At 43.6% G+C, this 15,262-nt stretch carries 17 protein-coding genes and 4 pseudogenes; 14 read left to right on the forward strand and 7 right to left on the reverse strand.

Annotation, left to right across the window (positions count from 1 at the left end; genetic code table 11):
• Positions 1 to 7: 7 nt before the first annotated feature.
• From JCM16161_RS10940 to JCM16161_RS18345, 8 genes and pseudogenes are all read left to right on the forward strand, one after another.
• A complete protein-coding gene (locus JCM16161_RS10940) occupies positions 8 to 469 on the forward strand; it encodes a hypothetical protein (protein ID WP_243671452.1) in 462 nt (153 codons plus the stop codon).
• A gap of 75 nt (positions 470 to 544) precedes the next feature.
• Positions 545 to 1,224 (forward strand): annotated as a pseudogene (locus JCM16161_RS10945) (class I SAM-dependent methyltransferase).
• 45 nt (positions 1,225 to 1,269) lie between these two features.
• Complete coding sequence (locus JCM16161_RS10950) at positions 1,270 to 2,262, forward strand: deoxyhypusine synthase (protein ID WP_243671453.1); 993 nt, start codon at positions 1,270 to 1,272, stop codon at positions 2,260 to 2,262.
• A gap of 39 nt (positions 2,263 to 2,301) precedes the next feature.
• Positions 2,302 to 2,535 (forward strand): hypothetical protein, encoded by a 234-nt coding sequence (locus JCM16161_RS10955; RefSeq protein ID WP_054855861.1) that lies wholly within the window; start codon positions 2,302 to 2,304, stop codon positions 2,533 to 2,535.
• Complete coding sequence (locus JCM16161_RS10960) at positions 2,513 to 2,803, forward strand: hypothetical protein (protein WP_054855862.1); 291 nt, start codon at positions 2,513 to 2,515, stop codon at positions 2,801 to 2,803. Before JCM16161_RS10955 ends, JCM16161_RS10960 begins: the two co-directional genes overlap by 23 nt.
• Before the next feature lie 53 nt (positions 2,804 to 2,856).
• Positions 2,857 to 4,502, forward strand: a pseudogene (locus tag JCM16161_RS10965) (CTP synthase).
• A 143-nt stretch (positions 4,503 to 4,645) separates the two neighbouring features.
• Positions 4,646 to 5,611, forward strand: a complete 966-nt coding sequence (locus JCM16161_RS18340) for a hypothetical protein (protein WP_243671454.1) — start codon at positions 4,646 to 4,648, stop codon at positions 5,609 to 5,611.
• On the forward strand, positions 5,605 to 6,492 hold the full coding sequence (locus JCM16161_RS18345) for a hypothetical protein (protein ID WP_243671455.1): 888 nt from the start codon (positions 5,605 to 5,607) through the stop codon (positions 6,490 to 6,492). Before JCM16161_RS18340 ends, JCM16161_RS18345 begins: the two co-directional genes overlap by 7 nt.
• Here JCM16161_RS18345 and JCM16161_RS10975 read toward each other — a convergent pair.
• Genes JCM16161_RS10975 through JCM16161_RS10985 form a run of 3 tightly spaced genes read right to left on the reverse strand, consistent with a single transcriptional unit; the run spans position 6,485 to position 8,261 of the window.
• Entirely contained in the window at positions 6,485 to 7,612 is a 1,128-nt protein-coding gene (locus JCM16161_RS10975; protein WP_054855863.1) for a PLP-dependent aminotransferase family protein, read from the reverse strand. The genes JCM16161_RS18345 and JCM16161_RS10975 overlap by 8 nt on opposite strands.
• A gap of 29 nt (positions 7,613 to 7,641) precedes the next feature.
• Complete coding sequence (locus JCM16161_RS10980) at positions 7,642 to 7,959, reverse strand: hypothetical protein (RefSeq protein ID WP_054855864.1); 318 nt, start codon at positions 7,957 to 7,959, stop codon at positions 7,642 to 7,644.
• 11 nt (positions 7,960 to 7,970) lie between these two features.
• On the reverse strand, positions 7,971 to 8,261 hold the full coding sequence (locus JCM16161_RS10985) for a DUF131 domain-containing protein (RefSeq protein WP_054855865.1): 291 nt from the start codon (positions 8,259 to 8,261) through the stop codon (positions 7,971 to 7,973).
• Positions 8,262 to 8,351: 90 nt separating this feature from the next.
• Here JCM16161_RS10985 and JCM16161_RS10990 point away from each other — a divergent pair.
• Positions 8,352 to 9,136, forward strand: a pseudogene (locus tag JCM16161_RS10990) (peptidylprolyl isomerase).
• An 89-nt stretch (positions 9,137 to 9,225) separates the two neighbouring features.
• A pseudogene (locus JCM16161_RS10995) lies at positions 9,226 to 9,877 on the forward strand (proteasome subunit beta).
• Here the strand turns inward: JCM16161_RS10995 and JCM16161_RS11000 are convergent.
• The 4 genes from JCM16161_RS11000 to JCM16161_RS11015 are packed head-to-tail and all read right to left on the reverse strand — an operon-like array spanning position 9,841 to position 12,128.
• The gene (locus tag JCM16161_RS11000) at positions 9,841 to 10,539 is read right to left on the reverse strand and encodes an endonuclease III (protein WP_054855866.1); all 699 of its coding nucleotides are present in this window, start codon (positions 10,537 to 10,539) and stop codon (positions 9,841 to 9,843) included. The pseudogene JCM16161_RS10995 and the gene JCM16161_RS11000 overlap by 37 nt on opposite strands.
• Before the next feature lie 6 nt (positions 10,540 to 10,545).
• Entirely contained in the window at positions 10,546 to 11,061 is a 516-nt protein-coding gene (locus JCM16161_RS11005) for an NUDIX hydrolase (protein ID WP_054855867.1), read from the reverse strand.
• Between the two features lie 36 nt (positions 11,062 to 11,097).
• Positions 11,098 to 11,292, reverse strand: coding sequence for a 50S ribosomal protein L24e (locus JCM16161_RS11010; RefSeq protein ID WP_054855868.1), 195 nt, complete (start codon positions 11,290 to 11,292; stop codon positions 11,098 to 11,100).
• A gap of 41 nt (positions 11,293 to 11,333) precedes the next feature.
• Positions 11,334 to 12,128 carry a hypothetical protein gene (locus tag JCM16161_RS11015; RefSeq protein ID WP_054855869.1) on the reverse strand — a complete coding sequence of 265 codons (795 nt, stop codon included), beginning with the start codon at positions 12,126 to 12,128 and terminating at the stop codon, positions 11,334 to 11,336.
• A 69-nt stretch (positions 12,129 to 12,197) separates the two neighbouring features.
• On the opposite strand from JCM16161_RS11015, the gene JCM16161_RS11020 reads away from it, so the two are divergent.
• From JCM16161_RS11020 to JCM16161_RS11035, 4 genes are all read left to right on the forward strand, one after another.
• A complete protein-coding gene (locus JCM16161_RS11020) occupies positions 12,198 to 13,283 on the forward strand; it encodes a transglutaminase-like domain-containing protein (RefSeq protein WP_243671456.1) in 1,086 nt (361 codons plus the stop codon).
• Positions 13,271 to 13,480 (forward strand): hypothetical protein, encoded by a 210-nt coding sequence (locus tag JCM16161_RS11025; RefSeq protein ID WP_054855871.1) that lies wholly within the window; start codon positions 13,271 to 13,273, stop codon positions 13,478 to 13,480. The genes JCM16161_RS11020 and JCM16161_RS11025 overlap by 13 nt, the downstream gene beginning before the upstream one ends.
• Positions 13,481 to 13,572: 92 nt before the next feature.
• Positions 13,573 to 14,724: a DUF58 domain-containing protein gene (locus JCM16161_RS11030; protein WP_054855872.1), complete on the forward strand. Its 1,152-nt coding sequence runs from the start codon at positions 13,573 to 13,575 to the stop codon at positions 14,722 to 14,724.
• A 3-nt stretch (positions 14,725 to 14,727) separates the two neighbouring features.
• The gene (locus tag JCM16161_RS11035; protein WP_054855873.1) at positions 14,728 to 15,255 is read left to right on the forward strand and encodes a hypothetical protein; all 528 of its coding nucleotides are present in this window, start codon (positions 14,728 to 14,730) and stop codon (positions 15,253 to 15,255) included.
• The last annotated feature ends 7 nt before the right edge of the window (positions 15,256 to 15,262 follow it).

Raw genomic sequence — 15,262 nt, forward strand, 5'->3', positions numbered from 1 at the left:
TTATTTAGTGGTTAGTTTAATTTTTGTTCCTAATTACGGCGTATACATGGACTTAATTGAGAAAATGAGTGAATTGAGGATATTAATTAGTAGGCTAGAGACTAAGTATCCTGAATTATCGGAATTGTCGTCATTAATAAACGATGTAATAACCAAATGCGTATCACTATCAGACGTATTAATAAGCATATACTCAATCACGGACTCGGCGATTCACGAGCTCATGCTTGAGGGGAATTCACCATTTATTAATTTAAACTCGGCATTGTTAAGGAAGTACCTGGACGTAATTAATAATTCTGAGGACCTAAATGATGCGTTAAGCAGGGTAACACCACAGGAGAGACAATTATTAATTGATGCGATTAGGATTCTTAAGAAGAAGGGCGCCATTGACCTAGATATTAATTACGATAGTGAGGGGCTTAAGGTAAAGATAATAAATAGGGTTGGTGACGTAAGTCCGTGAGCGACTTCGATGATTATTATAAAGACGCACTGGAGAAGGATATATATAGCCCCAGCTTTTTTTGCGTATTTCAATATGCCCTACGATGTTCCATTCGTACCCACGCCAGAGGTCGTGGTCAGGAGAATGCTTCAATTAGCCAATGTTAAGAGGGATGAGGTTGTTTATGATCTTGGTTGCGGTGATGGCAGGATCGTAATAATGGCAGCCAGGGAATTCGGCGCACAGGCAGCATGCATTGAAATTAGGAAGGATCTATATGAACAAACCCTTAGGAGGGTTAAGGACCTAGGGCTTGAGGATAGAATTCGTGTGATTTACGGAAACTTCTTTGAGGAGGACTTGTCCGAGGCCGATGTGGTTACGATGTACCTACTTACAAGCGTTAATGAGAGGATAAGGCCTAAGCTTGAGCGTGAGTTAAAACCCAGTACTAGGGTTGTGTCTCATGACTTTGAGGTTCCTGGTTGGAAACCGTTAATCGTAGAGGATCTATACGAGGAGTGGAGGAGCCATAAGATTTACCTATACAAAATACCTGGCCTTGAAATACCAGTACCGTTGAGGGTTTAGAGGATAAATTGAAGAATACTCAGCTCAATGAGAAATACTTGGAAATTCTCGAGTTAATTGATGGTAATAGGTCTATTGAGGAAATATCGAACAAGACACAATTGACGATAAGGAGCGTTAGGAATATAGTGAGTGAGCTGATGAAGCAGGGACTTATTAAGGAGGTAAGGGTCATTAAGTAATTTAAATTCGTAAAACATTAAAAATTGGTAAACCTGCATCATTCAATGAGTGGTTCGCCATTCATATCGGGCGAGGTTTACGATCTAGATGTTGGAATAAGCACGATAGATGATTTAATAGAGGCTTATAGGCGAATCGGAGGTTTTCAGGGTAGGTACATAGCCGAGGCTGCTGACGTATTGTTAAGTATGTATAGTGATTCGAATACTACCGTCTTTCTCTCCTTCACGGCAAACCTGATCTCGACTGGTCTCCGAGGCCTAATAGCTAAGTTTATTGAGAGGGGTTTTGCGGACGTAGTAATCACGACGGCCGGAACCCTGGACCATGACATAGCCAAGTCAATGGGTGGTAAGTATTACCAGAGTTACTTCGATGTTGATGATGTTGAGATGAGTAAGGCTGGTATTCACAGGATTGGCAATGTTGCAGTTAGGAAGGAGCATTATGGGCCATTAATTGAGAAATTCGTGCATTCCGCACTTGAGGATTTATCCAGAATTAAGGAGGAGTGGGGTGTTAGGGAGTTGCTTTGGGAGATGGGTAAGAGAATTGATGATGATTATTCAATACTGAGGGCAGCGTCAAGGGCTAGGGTACCCATTTACGTGCCTGGATTTGTGGATGGCGCATTCGGTACGGCAATACTCACGTACAACGATACGCAGAGGGCGAGGACTGGGGGTAGGCAAGTCAGGGTCGATGTTCTTAAGGATGAGCATGAGTTAATGGACATCGTTTACTCAAGTAAGTCCCTTGGCGCGTTAATAATTGGCGGCGGCATATCCAAGCACCACGTGATTTGGTGGAGTCAGTTTGCCGGTGGGCTTGATTACGTGGTCTACATAACAATGGCTATTGAGTGGGATGGGTCGTTAAGTGGTGCCCGCCCGAAGGAGGCAATTACGTGGGGTAAGGTGAAGCCGACGGCGAGGCAAGCCTTTGTTCTTGAGGATGCCACTGTCGTACTGCCAATATTGATACCCTATGTGGTGAGGAAGACTGGATTTAGGAGGGGTGTTAGGGTTATTGCTTAGGCGTAGTGCCTTATATATCGAGTTGAGTATTACTAATTGATGGGCGTAAAAATGAGGAAGGCTGGGAATAGGGGAGACATATTCATTGAGGAGGTCCTACTAATAGCGATATCGATGGCCGTGCTCGTGGCCCTAGTATCACTAATAAGTGGTTTATTCGGTAATGCAGTCACCGGAATAATGCATTTGCAGGGCTCCGTCAATAATGCATTGAGTGGTTTCATTAATGACCTTCAGAAGGTGGTCTCTAATGCTTTCAATTTCACAGGCTAAGGACATAAAGAGCATAGTAAACGAGCTAAGAAGCAAGGGTTTCAGTAAGCTAGACATATACCTAATACTTAGGACATTAAAGCCGGACGCCAAGTTCGAATACCTACTATCACCAAGCGAGTTAGACCTAGTCAATAGAGTTAATGGATTAAGGATTGAACTTTACAGGATGAGGACCGAGCTTTATGACCTAGAAAGAAAGGTGAAGAGGAGGCATGAAATAATCATGGGAGTTTACGATGAATTAATGAAGGGCAAAAATAAGTAATGACCTACCAGTATAAGAGTAAGTATTAAATATTAAGCTATACCGTGCTTATTATGACGACAAAGTACATCTTTATAACCGGCGGCGTATTATCAGGCTTAGGTAAGGGCATCACGACAGCATCAATCGGAAAAATACTACAGGCCAGAGGCTATCACGTAACCGCCATTAAGATAGACCCATACCTAAACGTTGATGCTGGTACAATGAACCCGTTCCAGCACGGCGAGGTTTTCGTAACATTTGATGGTGGCGAGACCGACCTCGACCTCGGGCACTATGAACGATTCCTCGACATAGAGGTTCCAAAGTACCACAACATAACCAGCGGCCAGGTATACTACACTGTCATTAGGAGGGAGCGTAAGGGTAAGTACCTTGGGCAGACAGTTCAGTTAATACCGCATGTTACTGAGGAGGTTAAGAGGAGAATACTGTTCGTAACGAGGAGGGAAAAACCTGACATAGTGTTGATAGAGATTGGCGGTACGGTGGGCGATTACGAGGGATTACCATTTCTTGAGGCGGCAAGGCAGATGAAGCTTGAGATGCCTAACGATGTACTCTTCGTCCATGTCGCTCTGGTACCAATACTATCAACAACAGGCGAATTAAAGACAAAGCCATTACAGCACAGCGTTGCTGAGCTTAGGAGGGTTGGTATTCAACCAGACATAATAATTGCCAGGTCTCCTAAACCACTAGATGAGCAGACGAGGAGGAAGATTTCCCTGTTCACGAACGTACCCCTTGATGCCGTGTTCACGTCATACGACGTAGACACGATATACAAGGTGCCATTAATACTTGAGGAGCAGGGCTTGGGTAAGTACGTATTGAGCAAACTTGGCTTGGCACAGGTGGAGCCTAAGCTTGATGATTGGATAGCCTTTGTTAATGCCCTTGAGAATGGTAAGGAGGAGATCAATGTTTATATGTGCGGTAAGTACGTTAAGCTTCATGACTCCTACATAAGTATTGTTGAGGCTATTAAACACGCAGCCGCCAAATTGAGCTTAAGCCGAACATCATCTGGTGCGATACTGAGGAGATCGAGAAGGATCACGTTAAGGTCACCGAGCTTAATAATGCGGATGCCGTAATTGTACTACCTGGGTTTGGCGCTAGGGGTGTTGAGGGTAAGATCGAGGCTATAAGGTATGTACGTGAGAATAACATACCATTCCTAGGCATATGCTACGGCATGCAACTTGCCGTTGTCGAATTTGCGAGGAATGTCGTGGGTCTTAAGGGCGCCCACACGACTGAGGTTGATCCTAATACGCCCTACCCCGTCATCGACATAACACCCGAGGAGAAGAATGTTGAGGAATTAGGTGGAACTATGATACTTGGTGATAGGAGGATAAGCATTGTTAAGGGTACGATAGCCCACGCCATCTATGGAACCACCGAAATCAGGGAGAGACATAGGCATAGGTATGAGATTAATCCTAAATTCTTCGAAATACTTAGGGAGAAGGGCCTAGTGTTCTCAGCATGGAGAATTGACGTGCCCAGGGTTGAGATGATTGAACTACCAAACCATTACTTCTTCGTGGCTACGCAATTCCACCCAGAGTTTAGGAGCAGGCCTCTTAGGCCGCACCCATTATTTGTAGCCCTTCTGAATGCAGCCTATAATAGAAAGCATGGGTTGCCATCACCGTATAGTGTTAACACGACTGTATATGCGTGATCAGTTTTCGAAGGCCCTGTCATTCAATCCTCCGCGAACTGCATCATCACTTGGTTATTTTACGTGTTTGTATTATTTATAATCCCTTCTTAGCTATTTACCGTGATAAGGCGCTTAGCTGGATAGTAATTATTGCCATATTCGTGATACTGCCCATTCTCAGTTATGCGCAGGTAACCATTAACTACATGGGCATTAATATTTACTATGGCAATCAGACATATACCGAGACAATCAATATAACGAGTAATCAATTAATAATACCAATATACCAATACTGCTCACAGGGGGGCAATGCATTATTCAGCGCATACCTGGATCCCCTATCGAACCTAGGCATAGTATCTGTGTCTCTAGTATTGTATAATGGCTCATTAATAAGCATCCCCGTCATTAATTACAGCCCTAAGTACGTTGATGCACGGATTGACTGTTCATTACCCGTATACGGAATTTACCTCAGAATTAGTTCATATGGTTCATACCCACTTGAGGCCTTAGTAATACCTGGCTCGAACATCACGTATACGCTAACCCAGGGTTCCTTGAACATATCAATACCGTCAATTCCCGGGCTGAACTACCTATTCTCAATTGTTAGGTTAATATCGATATCACCAGCTAAGGCCAGCATTAGCAATTACTTAACGGCGGAGTTAGGTATGGAGCATTCAAACATTAATATTGATTCGATAAGTACTTACGCCGAGATAGCCACGTATGTCACATACTCAAGTAATGTGGATGTTACAGCCAATGGTACGACGTACATAGTGATAACGCCGTATTACTACGCACCAGCAGTAAATACGCAGAACCTAATAATAACTACTTCATCAAGCCCCATGATAATGCTTACTGGTGCGCCGTGGATTAAGTACCACTATAGTAACTGCTCATTGGTTAATCCAGGGATGCCAAGAATAACCCCATGGACTACCTACCTATCATACACACCTTACTGCGTAGTCAACGAGTCAATCAGCCCAGTGACTGTGAATATAGTTGGTGCATCAATGCAGGGATTGAGGTGTAATAACGTATTTATAACGACGGGGGGTGGTTCAATAATGGGTTTAACGGGTAGCCTAGCAATAAACCTGTGTTGAATAGGGTGTTATACGTAATTATCAGCGGTATAAAGACTATAGGCATTTACCTAAACTCAATACCCACATCAACAGTTACGGTGAGTCTCCCCTTAATTCCGCGTTCAGAGGTATCAATAGTTGATGAAGCAGGCAACCCATTAAGTGCCTTAATATACCTAAACATTAATGGGACGCTGATACCGTTCACAAACGACTCATGTATTTACCCAGGCACTTATGACGTGTATGCGTTAATGAACGGCGAATTAATGAACCTGGGCCCGAGCACTATTTACCAGGGCAGTTCATTAAAGGTCCCCGTATTCTCAAGCTATACCTTAAACATAACAATACCCAGGGAATGCCCAGACCTGAACCTAGAATTGCTAATTAAGTATGGTGGTAATCAATACGCTATTCCACTAAATGGTAATAACCAAGTGGTGAGTATACCCAACGCCATTATTGGTGATCAGGTACAGGTTGAATTGCTTGGTAATGGATCATTACTTTACCAGCGTGAGATAGCAATAAATGGTAGCAACCCGGAGACTCTCCTCATTAATCCACGTATGATTAGCTTCACACCCGTTGACCTACTAAATAATGAATTACCAAATGCCGTGCTAAATATTGGTAGCCTATACTACGTAGGCCCAGGTAAATACTGCATACCCATTAATTCCTCAATTGGTATGGTAATCTATGGTAATGACGTATACGTGGTTAACATAACTAGCGATAATGTCTACGTCAGGGTTTGGACGTTTGGGGTATTAGGCATTAAGTCATTATTAGTAATACTTGGCTTATTAACGCTCCTTATAATAATTGCATCAATAATTAAGGGATTAAGTAATGGCAGATCTGACGGTGGCGAGTACGTAATCATTAAGTAGCCATGATGATATCACTCAATGCCTTTACACCCTCCTTTATTAAGTCGATGCTTATTGAGCCAATGCTAAGCCTAGCTGTGTTCTCCAACCTCCTATTGATGAAGAATCTACCACCGGGAACGAACACTATACCCTGCCTAACACTCTTCCTCAGCAGCTCCCACGCATTTACCCTGGTATTTATGAATGCGTAAAATCCACAATGGGGCCTATACATTAGGGCATTCGGTAAATACTCATCCAACGCACTAATGAGTTCCTTGAGTTTCCTAGGATACAACTCACGTGCCCTTTTTATAACATCATTAGCAACGCCCCTCCTCAACATATCATACACCAGGTATTGACTAAGCGTTGATGCAGCAAAGTCATGCTGCTCAAGCTTTTCCAAGTCATTCCTTAATACACCATTGACTACTACGAACCCAATCCTTAGGCCGGGACCTAACACCTTTGATAGTGTTCCGACGTAAATAACATCGTTACTCATGGATTTAAGGGTGGGCTCTGTATTGGGGTATAGCGATGTGTATGGGTCGTCCTCTATAATTATTAATCCATGTTCCTTTGCAATCTCGATTAGGTGCTTCCTCCTGTCCATGCTGAGCGACACACCCGTTGGGTTATGGCAATTGGGCACTGCATACACAATGCCAGGTCCGTATTTCTTAATCAACTTCTCCAGTTCGTGCGTGTTCATTCCCTCATTATCGACGGGAACGCCGATTAATCGAGCCCCTTGAAACCTCATGGGCGCCACGGTCTCTACGAACGTGGGATCCTCAACATAAACGGTAGTCCTCCTCCTCATTAATAATTGCGATAGTAGTTTAATGGCATGTTGAGCACCGGCGGTTATTATTATATCTCTCCAATTAGTGTTTATGCCAAGTGTTCTACCGACATACCTCGAGAGTTCAATCCTCAATTCCCTTAAACCACCGGCGCCTGGATATGCAATGATCGCCTTGCCATACTCCTCATAAACCCTCTCGAAGGACCTTCTCAACTCATCGATTGGTAATAAACCTGGGTCAGGCGCACCGCTGGCGAAGTTATACCTCATGCCCTTCCTCGCTAACCTACTGGCTAACTCAACGGGTGACCAGTATAGCCTCATTAAGCCCTACTATTTTATAATTTAATAACTTATTTATGTTCTTCCTGCCAACGCCTCATTAACTCCCTCCTCGCCCTATAATACTGCACTATTGAGAATATTACCAGGGCTAGGAATATTAGGAAGATTACATACGTGAACCAAATCAGGGGCTGAGTTATTTGTGGTTTACCGAAGGTTATGAGTATTGGTATTGGCACGATTGGGAATATGACGATGGCACCACCCACATTGGATGGTGCCGTGTACGAGCTACTCACTCCTGCGGCTATGGCCATTACGACGGCTATAATGGGTATGAGAATCGCAAGAATTATTAGTAAAATGCCAAGTTGGTAAAGTCTCATGGGCAATCACCTCATAAAATGCCAGGTAGTAACGTTAGTATTACGAATAATACGACTATTACTATCGTAAGCACTATAGCCCACTTAATGATGGATGGGTCATTACCAAAGATTATTGGTACGGGCCCTATCAAAACAACGCCACCAACCCCGGACTTCCTCTCCTCCCGCCTTTCCTCGCCCTCCTCCTTATCCTCCTCCTTATGGCTTCTCAATATGTCAATCATTATTAATGCAATGCCCAGTAACGCTAATACTATTGATAATATCACCGCAATGCCGATTATATAGGCCGTATTCATACCTCACCTACTATCTATTAAAGGGGATTAAAACCTATTTCTCCTATACAGCTTAAAATTTAAAAGGGGCGGTCAACCGGTTCATAGTCGATGCCATTTCAGAAGGGTGACTACGTATTGCTTGAGTACACGGTTGTTGATAAGGATGATAATAAGGTTGTGGAGACTACGGTAGAGGACAAAGCTAAGGAGGCAGGCATTTACAAGCCTGATGAGGTTTACGAACCGCGATTGATAATCATCGGTGAGACTAAACTCTTCGAACCATTGGAGCAGGCAATAATGAATTCAAGTGAGGGTCAGGAAATAACCGTGGAGATACCACCGGACAAGGCCTTTGGCCAGAGAGACCCGAGTAAGGTCAGGGTTATATCCATTAGGGAGTTCTATAGGTATGGTAAGTTACCTAAGGTCGGTGATGTTGTTGAGATTAATAATCAACAGGGTAGGGTGGTCAGCATAACCGGTGGTAGGGTCACCCTAGACTTCAACCACCCGCTGGCTGGTAAGACGTTGGTGGTCACGGCTAAGGTTGTTAAGAAGCTTGAGACAGTTCAGGATAAGGTGAGGTACATAATTAAACAGTACATGCCAAGGATCGAGATCGATAAGGTCAATGTTGAGCTTAGCGAGGGTGGTTCCGCCGTGACTATTAAGTTGCCCATCGAGACGCTATTCATGGAGAACATAGCACCATAAAAGCCAGAATAGCGGATGATATTGGGAGTAGGTTCACGAATGTGAATAAGGTGGTCTTCATTGACGAGATAGAGATTAAGAGGGAGGCCGAGACAAAGCCCGCAGAGGCTAAGGCCGAGGAGAAGCAGGCCGAGTCGAAGCCCGAAACCCAGCAGGCTCAGCAGTCATCTCAGTAATTAGAGGATCAGGTTAAGATTTATTAATAAAGCAGTTCTCATTGGGATTGATGTTCAGTGCAGGTGATAATGAAAGACTTAGCAGATTAATGACTGGGACTACCACAGTGGGTATTGTGGTTAACGACGGCGTTGTGTTAGCCACGGATAGGAGGGTCACCGCAGGCTACTACATAGCCCATAGAAGGAAGGGCGTTAAGATTTGGAAAATTGATAATCACGTGGCGGCTACGATGAGCGGCGGCGTCGCTGATTTGCAGAAGGTGCTTGATGCATTAACGGCAACCGCAATACAGTACAAGATAGAGACTGGAAAACCGATATCGATAAGGCCTTAGCCAATTACGCATCTCTCATCGTATTCTCGAGTAGGCCATTCATCTACCTGGTCCACATGATATTTGGTGGTTGGGATCCCGATGAGGGACCGTGATATACATGCTCGACTTCTTCGGGACGCTAACTAGGGAGGCGGAGTTCATGGCCACTGGCAGCGGTTCGCCAACAGCATTTGGCGTTCTCGAAGATGGTTATAGGAAGGACATGAGTATTGAGGATGCTGTTAGGCTTGCGGTTAGGGCCGTTAGGTCAGCCATTTATCACGACCCAGGGAGTGGTGAGGGTGTTGATGTCGTGACGATAACCAGGGAGGCTATAAGGAAGTTGATGCCGAGCCATACCTTAAGGAGCTTATTCGATAAAAATTACCGACTAACCTTACCCTTAACATTACTCATGTAATAGTTACAGACTTCCTTAAACCCGCACACATCGCACCTCGGGTTCCTGGCCCTGCACACATCCCTACCGAACTGAATGAGCTTGAGGTGGATCTCTAAATACCTGCCAGGGTCAGGCGTTAATATGCTCATCCAAGCCCTCTGTATCTCGCGGTAATTCCTCGACCTGGCAATACCAAGTCTAAGGGATATCCTGGTTATGTGGGTATCAACGGGGAATGTCGGTTTACCCAGGTTAACGAGTATCACGTCCGCGGTCTTCTCACCAACACCAGGAAGCTCAAGTAACGCCTTCCTGGCATCGTTGAGGGGCAGGTCCTTAATCCATGTTAAGTCACCACCATACTTCTCAAGTATCACTCGGGATAACTCAATAATTTTCTTAGCCCTGATCCTATGCATTCCGGCAGGCTTAATGGCATTGGCTAGGGCGTCTTCACCAATACCCACCAATTTCTCTGGGGTTATGTCACCAACAACCTTAACGAGGTTTTCATAGGCCCTAAGCGCATTCTTATCATTCGTGTTTTGTGTCAGTATCGTCACAACGAGCGCCTTAAAGATGTCATTGCTGCTCCTAAACACGTAGAAGGCCGCAAACTTCCTAGCCTCAATCCTAACGTTGGCAAGAGCCTTAAGCACAAGTTCCTCGGTCAATGCCATATAAAATCACGCTCTAAGCCCCTTCTTAAGCATATATAGCGTTATTGCCAACGCTGACTTAGCATCCTTAATATTACCACTGAGCAGCATATTCACGGCATCTCTAAAATCAATAATCAACCTATCAATAACCTCATGAGGCTCAGGCCTTGGTTCCCTCAGGTTCTTAACACTGGCGTAATAAATCGTGATGTACTCGGTTGAGTACCCAGGAGATGTGAATCCCTCGAACAATTTCTCGAAGTAATCAACCTCAGCCCCAATCTCCTCACTCAACTCCCTAATTAATGCCTGCTCAGGCCTTTCGTTGCTCTCTATGATGCCAGCCGGCACCTCAATAATGTAATCATTAACGACGGGCCTAAATTGACGTAGTAGCACAACCTTATTACCTTCATAAATCGGTAGTGCGGCTACGGCATGTGGGAAAACGACCTTTTCCAGGTTCATCTCATGCCCATTTGGTAGGGTTACCCTAGATACGTCCAGCGTGACACGCCTGCCTTTATAAATTATGACCATTACTAAGGCGTCGGGGTAATTCCCTTAAAAGGCTTCTCATTTCTGCGCCTTGGCGCTCTTCGCCTCCTTCCTTACCCAGGCCAGCTTCCTTGGGTCGCGGTTATACTTAATGGCGCTTACGAAGCACTTCCTACTGCAAAATCTGAGTACCGTACCGTCAGCCTTGACATACATTATCCCAGTACCCGGCGGTATTGGTCTTCCGCAGAAGGCGCATGTGTAAATTCTCATACAGCGTCCGTACTCAATAATGATTTTTAAAGTTTATGCAGTTAAATCCTCCTGAGAACCCTCTTAACCAGCGCCATGAACCTCCTACAATCAACCACCCTATTACCATACATACCCTCCTCGAACAGTCTCACCAACTCCTCAACGGTCTGTCTCTCATTAATGCGGTCAACTATGTAATTACCCAACTCCCTATGTGTTATCCCCGGCTCATTAATCCTCATCTTCCGCACGATCCTCGTAATACCATATTCAAGGCAATCAGGATACTTCATACCCCTCCTTATATACATCGATACTAATGACACCGAGATTATCAGAAGCGTTGCCGTAATGACTATCAAAGGATAGCTAATGCTCCAAGGAGTCTCACGCTTACTAACCTCCTTAGTACTCTCCGTCCTGTTTAAATTGCCCGTTGATGAGCCAGGGACTGAATTACCCACACCGCTTGAACTTCCCCTGACAACGCCTTTCTTAACCGTCCCATAGTACTGACCGTACTGAGTATTGATTAAGCTTTGATTGGGCATTCTCTCAATACTAACTATGTATATTGATGAACTACCTAAGAAGCCTGTGATTACGTAGGAGGTATTGTTTGGTAATACGAGCAATCCCGTGAAGGCTTCATTTATTGATTCAGTACTTGGAGAAACCACTATTACTATACCATTAATTACTGATTTATTCACCGCAAGGGTCACATTAATTATCGGCCACACTATAGGCTCGTAATTACCACTGTATAGATAATTCAATTGCGTCAATGCCTCAATGCCTGGCGTATTTATTAATAATCCAATGATTAATGCGGTGAGGATTAGGGAGTGCAAAAGAAATTTTTTTGAGGTTCATTAAGGGCATAATTAATGAATGCATTAATAATGCTTTTGCTAGGAATAATGCTAGCGATTAGACCCGCAGCATCCGGCTCGTCTATGTCTTACTCAATATCGATAAGTGCTCCTTACTTCGTAGTGGCGAGCACAAATAGTGACGTAATTATCGAGTTACTAACGCAGCAGAGTAATATTAAATATGCAGTAATTGTAATGCCGAGGTCATCCATTAAATTAATAGGCCCTAATGCGGTTGAGGGGCAGGGGGTCTTTCCAGGAATTCTTGATTTTAATAATGGCACTGATTATGTGGGTTTTTATGACGGTTCAGTGAATAGTACCTCATTTACTGGCACCTTCACACCAATAATTGAGGTTAATAAGCCAAGCGCATTGTCATACTCTAGATTGCTCAATCCAATTGGCGTTAACCTCACGATATACGTCAAGTCAGGAATACCCGTATTACTGAGGTATTTAGTATTTGATGGCTATAACTTGACGAGTAATGATTTAATTAACACGTTAAATACAATCCCGGTAATTACGGGTTATCCCCCAATAACGCTGGATCTCGCTGTTGGTACTGACTGCAATTCCTACACTATTTACGAGAATTTCTCACAACCTATTGAGGCAATCCCAATACCATTCATCATAAACATGGGCGGGTCATTGATATTCGTGGTTTCGAACATCACGTTGATGAACGTAGTCCCATTTTCTGAGGTTAGTGTACTTGAGCCTGGCGATTTATTAGTGAGTAAGGAACCTATTAATGCTGCGGTTTTTAAATTAACGATATGCCGCATATCTCAAGACCTTAATTATACCGGCATTGAGACATTGTACGCCAGGGATTATGTAGAGCCGCTGGACACCAACATATCATGGGGTTTAATACCTGTGCCATTTAATGCAAGTGGGGTTTCTGCCATTAGGGAGTTATTGAGTTACTTCAATAGTGGTCATTTTACGGTCTCTAACACGACATACCCCATTGATTATACACTGGTTAATGGCACTGGTAACTATATAGATTACGTGATACTGACCATGGCAATACTTAGATCATTGGGGATACCGACCAGGGCAGCGCTGGCTTCGCCGGGGAACCACTGGGTGATGATGTCTACGTGTATCACGTAGGTGGTAGCGCGGTGGTTTGGATTGAGGCATTTACGAACTCCGGTTGGGTCGCCTTTGAACCAATAAGTACTTCTCATTATCATGATTATGCACAATTATTATCAATTATACTATATACGGCATTGGCTTCCCTCTTGCTAATGATTCCATGGGTAATAGGATACTACGTCTACTACTACTTAAGCAGAAGGTCTTAAGGTTCCGCATCTCCTTTGCTGATAAAATCTACGCATCTTAATAAAGTAATTAAAAAGGATTGTATGCTGAAAGATTAATGTGGGTATAGGGAATGAGCTCTATTGTTAGAAATAACGCGGCTTTAATAATCTACGTAGCATTGGCACTACTAATGTACCTAGGGGTCTACGCAGGGAATGAAGCACCATTATTGATTGGTATTGGTTTATTCCTAGCGCTTACGTCGTACTTCTTAACGTGGGATCTCCTAACCAGTGCGGTCCTAAGTACGCTTAGGATTATCCACGAGATGACCTACGCCGGGCAAAGCGCAGTATTAAGTATTGCCTTTGCGTCGCCACTACGCATAAGACTACCTGCACGCATGCAACTTGTTTGTTCACCCCACCTGCTATGTAATGATGATTATCACGTGGTGATAAACGGACCTCAGGAGCAAATCAATATAAGGGCCAGGTGGTTCGGAGTTGCCGAAGTCCTAGGAGTAATAATCAAGGTCTCCGACCCGCTCGACGTTATTAGGAATTCCCGCTTTATTAAGATTGGGCGTGAGGTTCCTATAGAGCCTGGTAAGGAGGCATTGCTGGGGGTTGGTGATCAAAGGGCGTTTGGGGATTACGTGAGTAATGCGGCATTGACGGAGTCTAGAATGGGTGATTTCATGTACTTAAGAAATTACAACTTCCTTGAACCCGCCAGTAATATTCACTGGATAACCAGTGCCAGGGTCAACGATTTAATAAGTGCGGCTAGGTCTGAAGTGGGTAACGTACCTAGGCTTATCGTGATGGAATACACACCGAGAATGCTCAGGCCTGTGGGCAATAGAAGACCAATCGATGAGGCATTAATGTATTTGGGCCATCTAAGGGGTTCATACTTCATGCTAATACTTATTGGTAATGGCTTAGTGAGGTCATTAAACGTAACGTCAAACACCTCACTGGCCGATCTAGAGCTTAAGCTTAGGGAGTTAGTAATGGGTTTTGAGGATAGGCAGGAGTTAATTAGTAAGGCCATGGGCATTCTTGGGAGGTATGTGATGGAGGTTAGTATTGAGGAGCTTATGCGACTTCTTTACCCAATAAGGACCGATCGTGGTTTATCGATGGATGATATAGGCATTATTAATAGGTATTTACGTAGGAATTCCCTACTATTAATAACTAAGGAGTCACTTAATGATTTGGTTAAGGCTAATGTTGACCTAAGGAATGTGAATGTTATTATTCTCGGTGAATGAGTTATGAGGAACCCAAGGTTATCTGTGGCTGTGGGGGTTACAGTCCTATTGATGGTTAATTTATTAATTTATAACCTGGGATTAAGGATTCCTAGCATAATTGGTTTTCTGATGATATTATCGTCATATATAGTGGTTGTATTAAGGCCCATATACTCACGATATCTCTTCATTATTACTGAGGCGTATTCAATTGCTGAATTATTCCTGGCGCACATGGGTATGGGTTACGCATTACTTCTTTCGTTATTAATAATCTCAGCTCTTGTGGAATTTCTATTGCTGAATGAGTTTGTGAATATTCCCATTTTCCTGGTATCATTAATAGTCCTTGCATTTTCCATAGCGCTCACGTATTATTTATATACGTTATTAGGTCATGTTGTAACCACGTACATGGTAATACTCGGTGTTAACATCGACTACTTCGTATTGATGCTTTCATCATCACTTTCCATACTAATTCTGTTCCTAATGACCATAATACTAAAGAGGATAATACCTAGGCTGCATCGTCATAGAGAAAAATGATTTTTAA

The organism is Vulcanisaeta sp. JCM 16161, assembly GCF_001316285.1.

Coding starts and splice junctions, on each gene's coding strand:
- JCM16161_RS10950 (WP_243671453.1), top strand. CDS start 1,270: ATGAGTGGTTCGCCATTCATATCGGGCGAGGTTTACGATCTAGATGTT.
- JCM16161_RS10955 (WP_054855861.1), top strand. CDS start 2,302: ATGGGCGTAAAAATGAGGAAGGCTGGGAATAGGGGAGACATATTCATT.
- JCM16161_RS10960 (WP_054855862.1), top strand. CDS start 2,513: ATGCTTTCAATTTCACAGGCTAAGGACATAAAGAGCATAGTAAACGAG.
- JCM16161_RS10975 (WP_054855863.1), bottom strand. CDS start 7,612: ATGAGGCTATACTGGTCACCCGTTGAGTTAGCCAGTAGGTTAGCGAGG.
- JCM16161_RS10980 (WP_054855864.1), bottom strand. CDS start 7,959: ATGAGACTTTACCAACTTGGCATTTTACTAATAATTCTTGCGATTCTC.
- JCM16161_RS10985 (WP_054855865.1), bottom strand. CDS start 8,261: ATGAATACGGCCTATATAATCGGCATTGCGGTGATATTATCAATAGTA.
- JCM16161_RS11000 (WP_054855866.1), bottom strand. CDS start 10,539: ATGGCATTGACCGAGGAACTTGTGCTTAAGGCTCTTGCCAACGTTAGG.
- JCM16161_RS11005 (WP_054855867.1), bottom strand. CDS start 11,061: ATGGTCATAATTTATAAAGGCAGGCGTGTCACGCTGGACGTATCTAGG.
- JCM16161_RS11010 (WP_054855868.1), bottom strand. CDS start 11,292: ATGAGAATTTACACATGCGCCTTCTGCGGAAGACCAATACCGCCGGGT.
- JCM16161_RS11020 (WP_243671456.1), top strand. CDS start 12,198: ATGCTAGCGATTAGACCCGCAGCATCCGGCTCGTCTATGTCTTACTCA.
- JCM16161_RS11030 (WP_054855872.1), top strand. CDS start 13,573: ATGAGCTCTATTGTTAGAAATAACGCGGCTTTAATAATCTACGTAGCA.
- JCM16161_RS11035 (WP_054855873.1), top strand. CDS start 14,728: ATGAGGAACCCAAGGTTATCTGTGGCTGTGGGGGTTACAGTCCTATTG.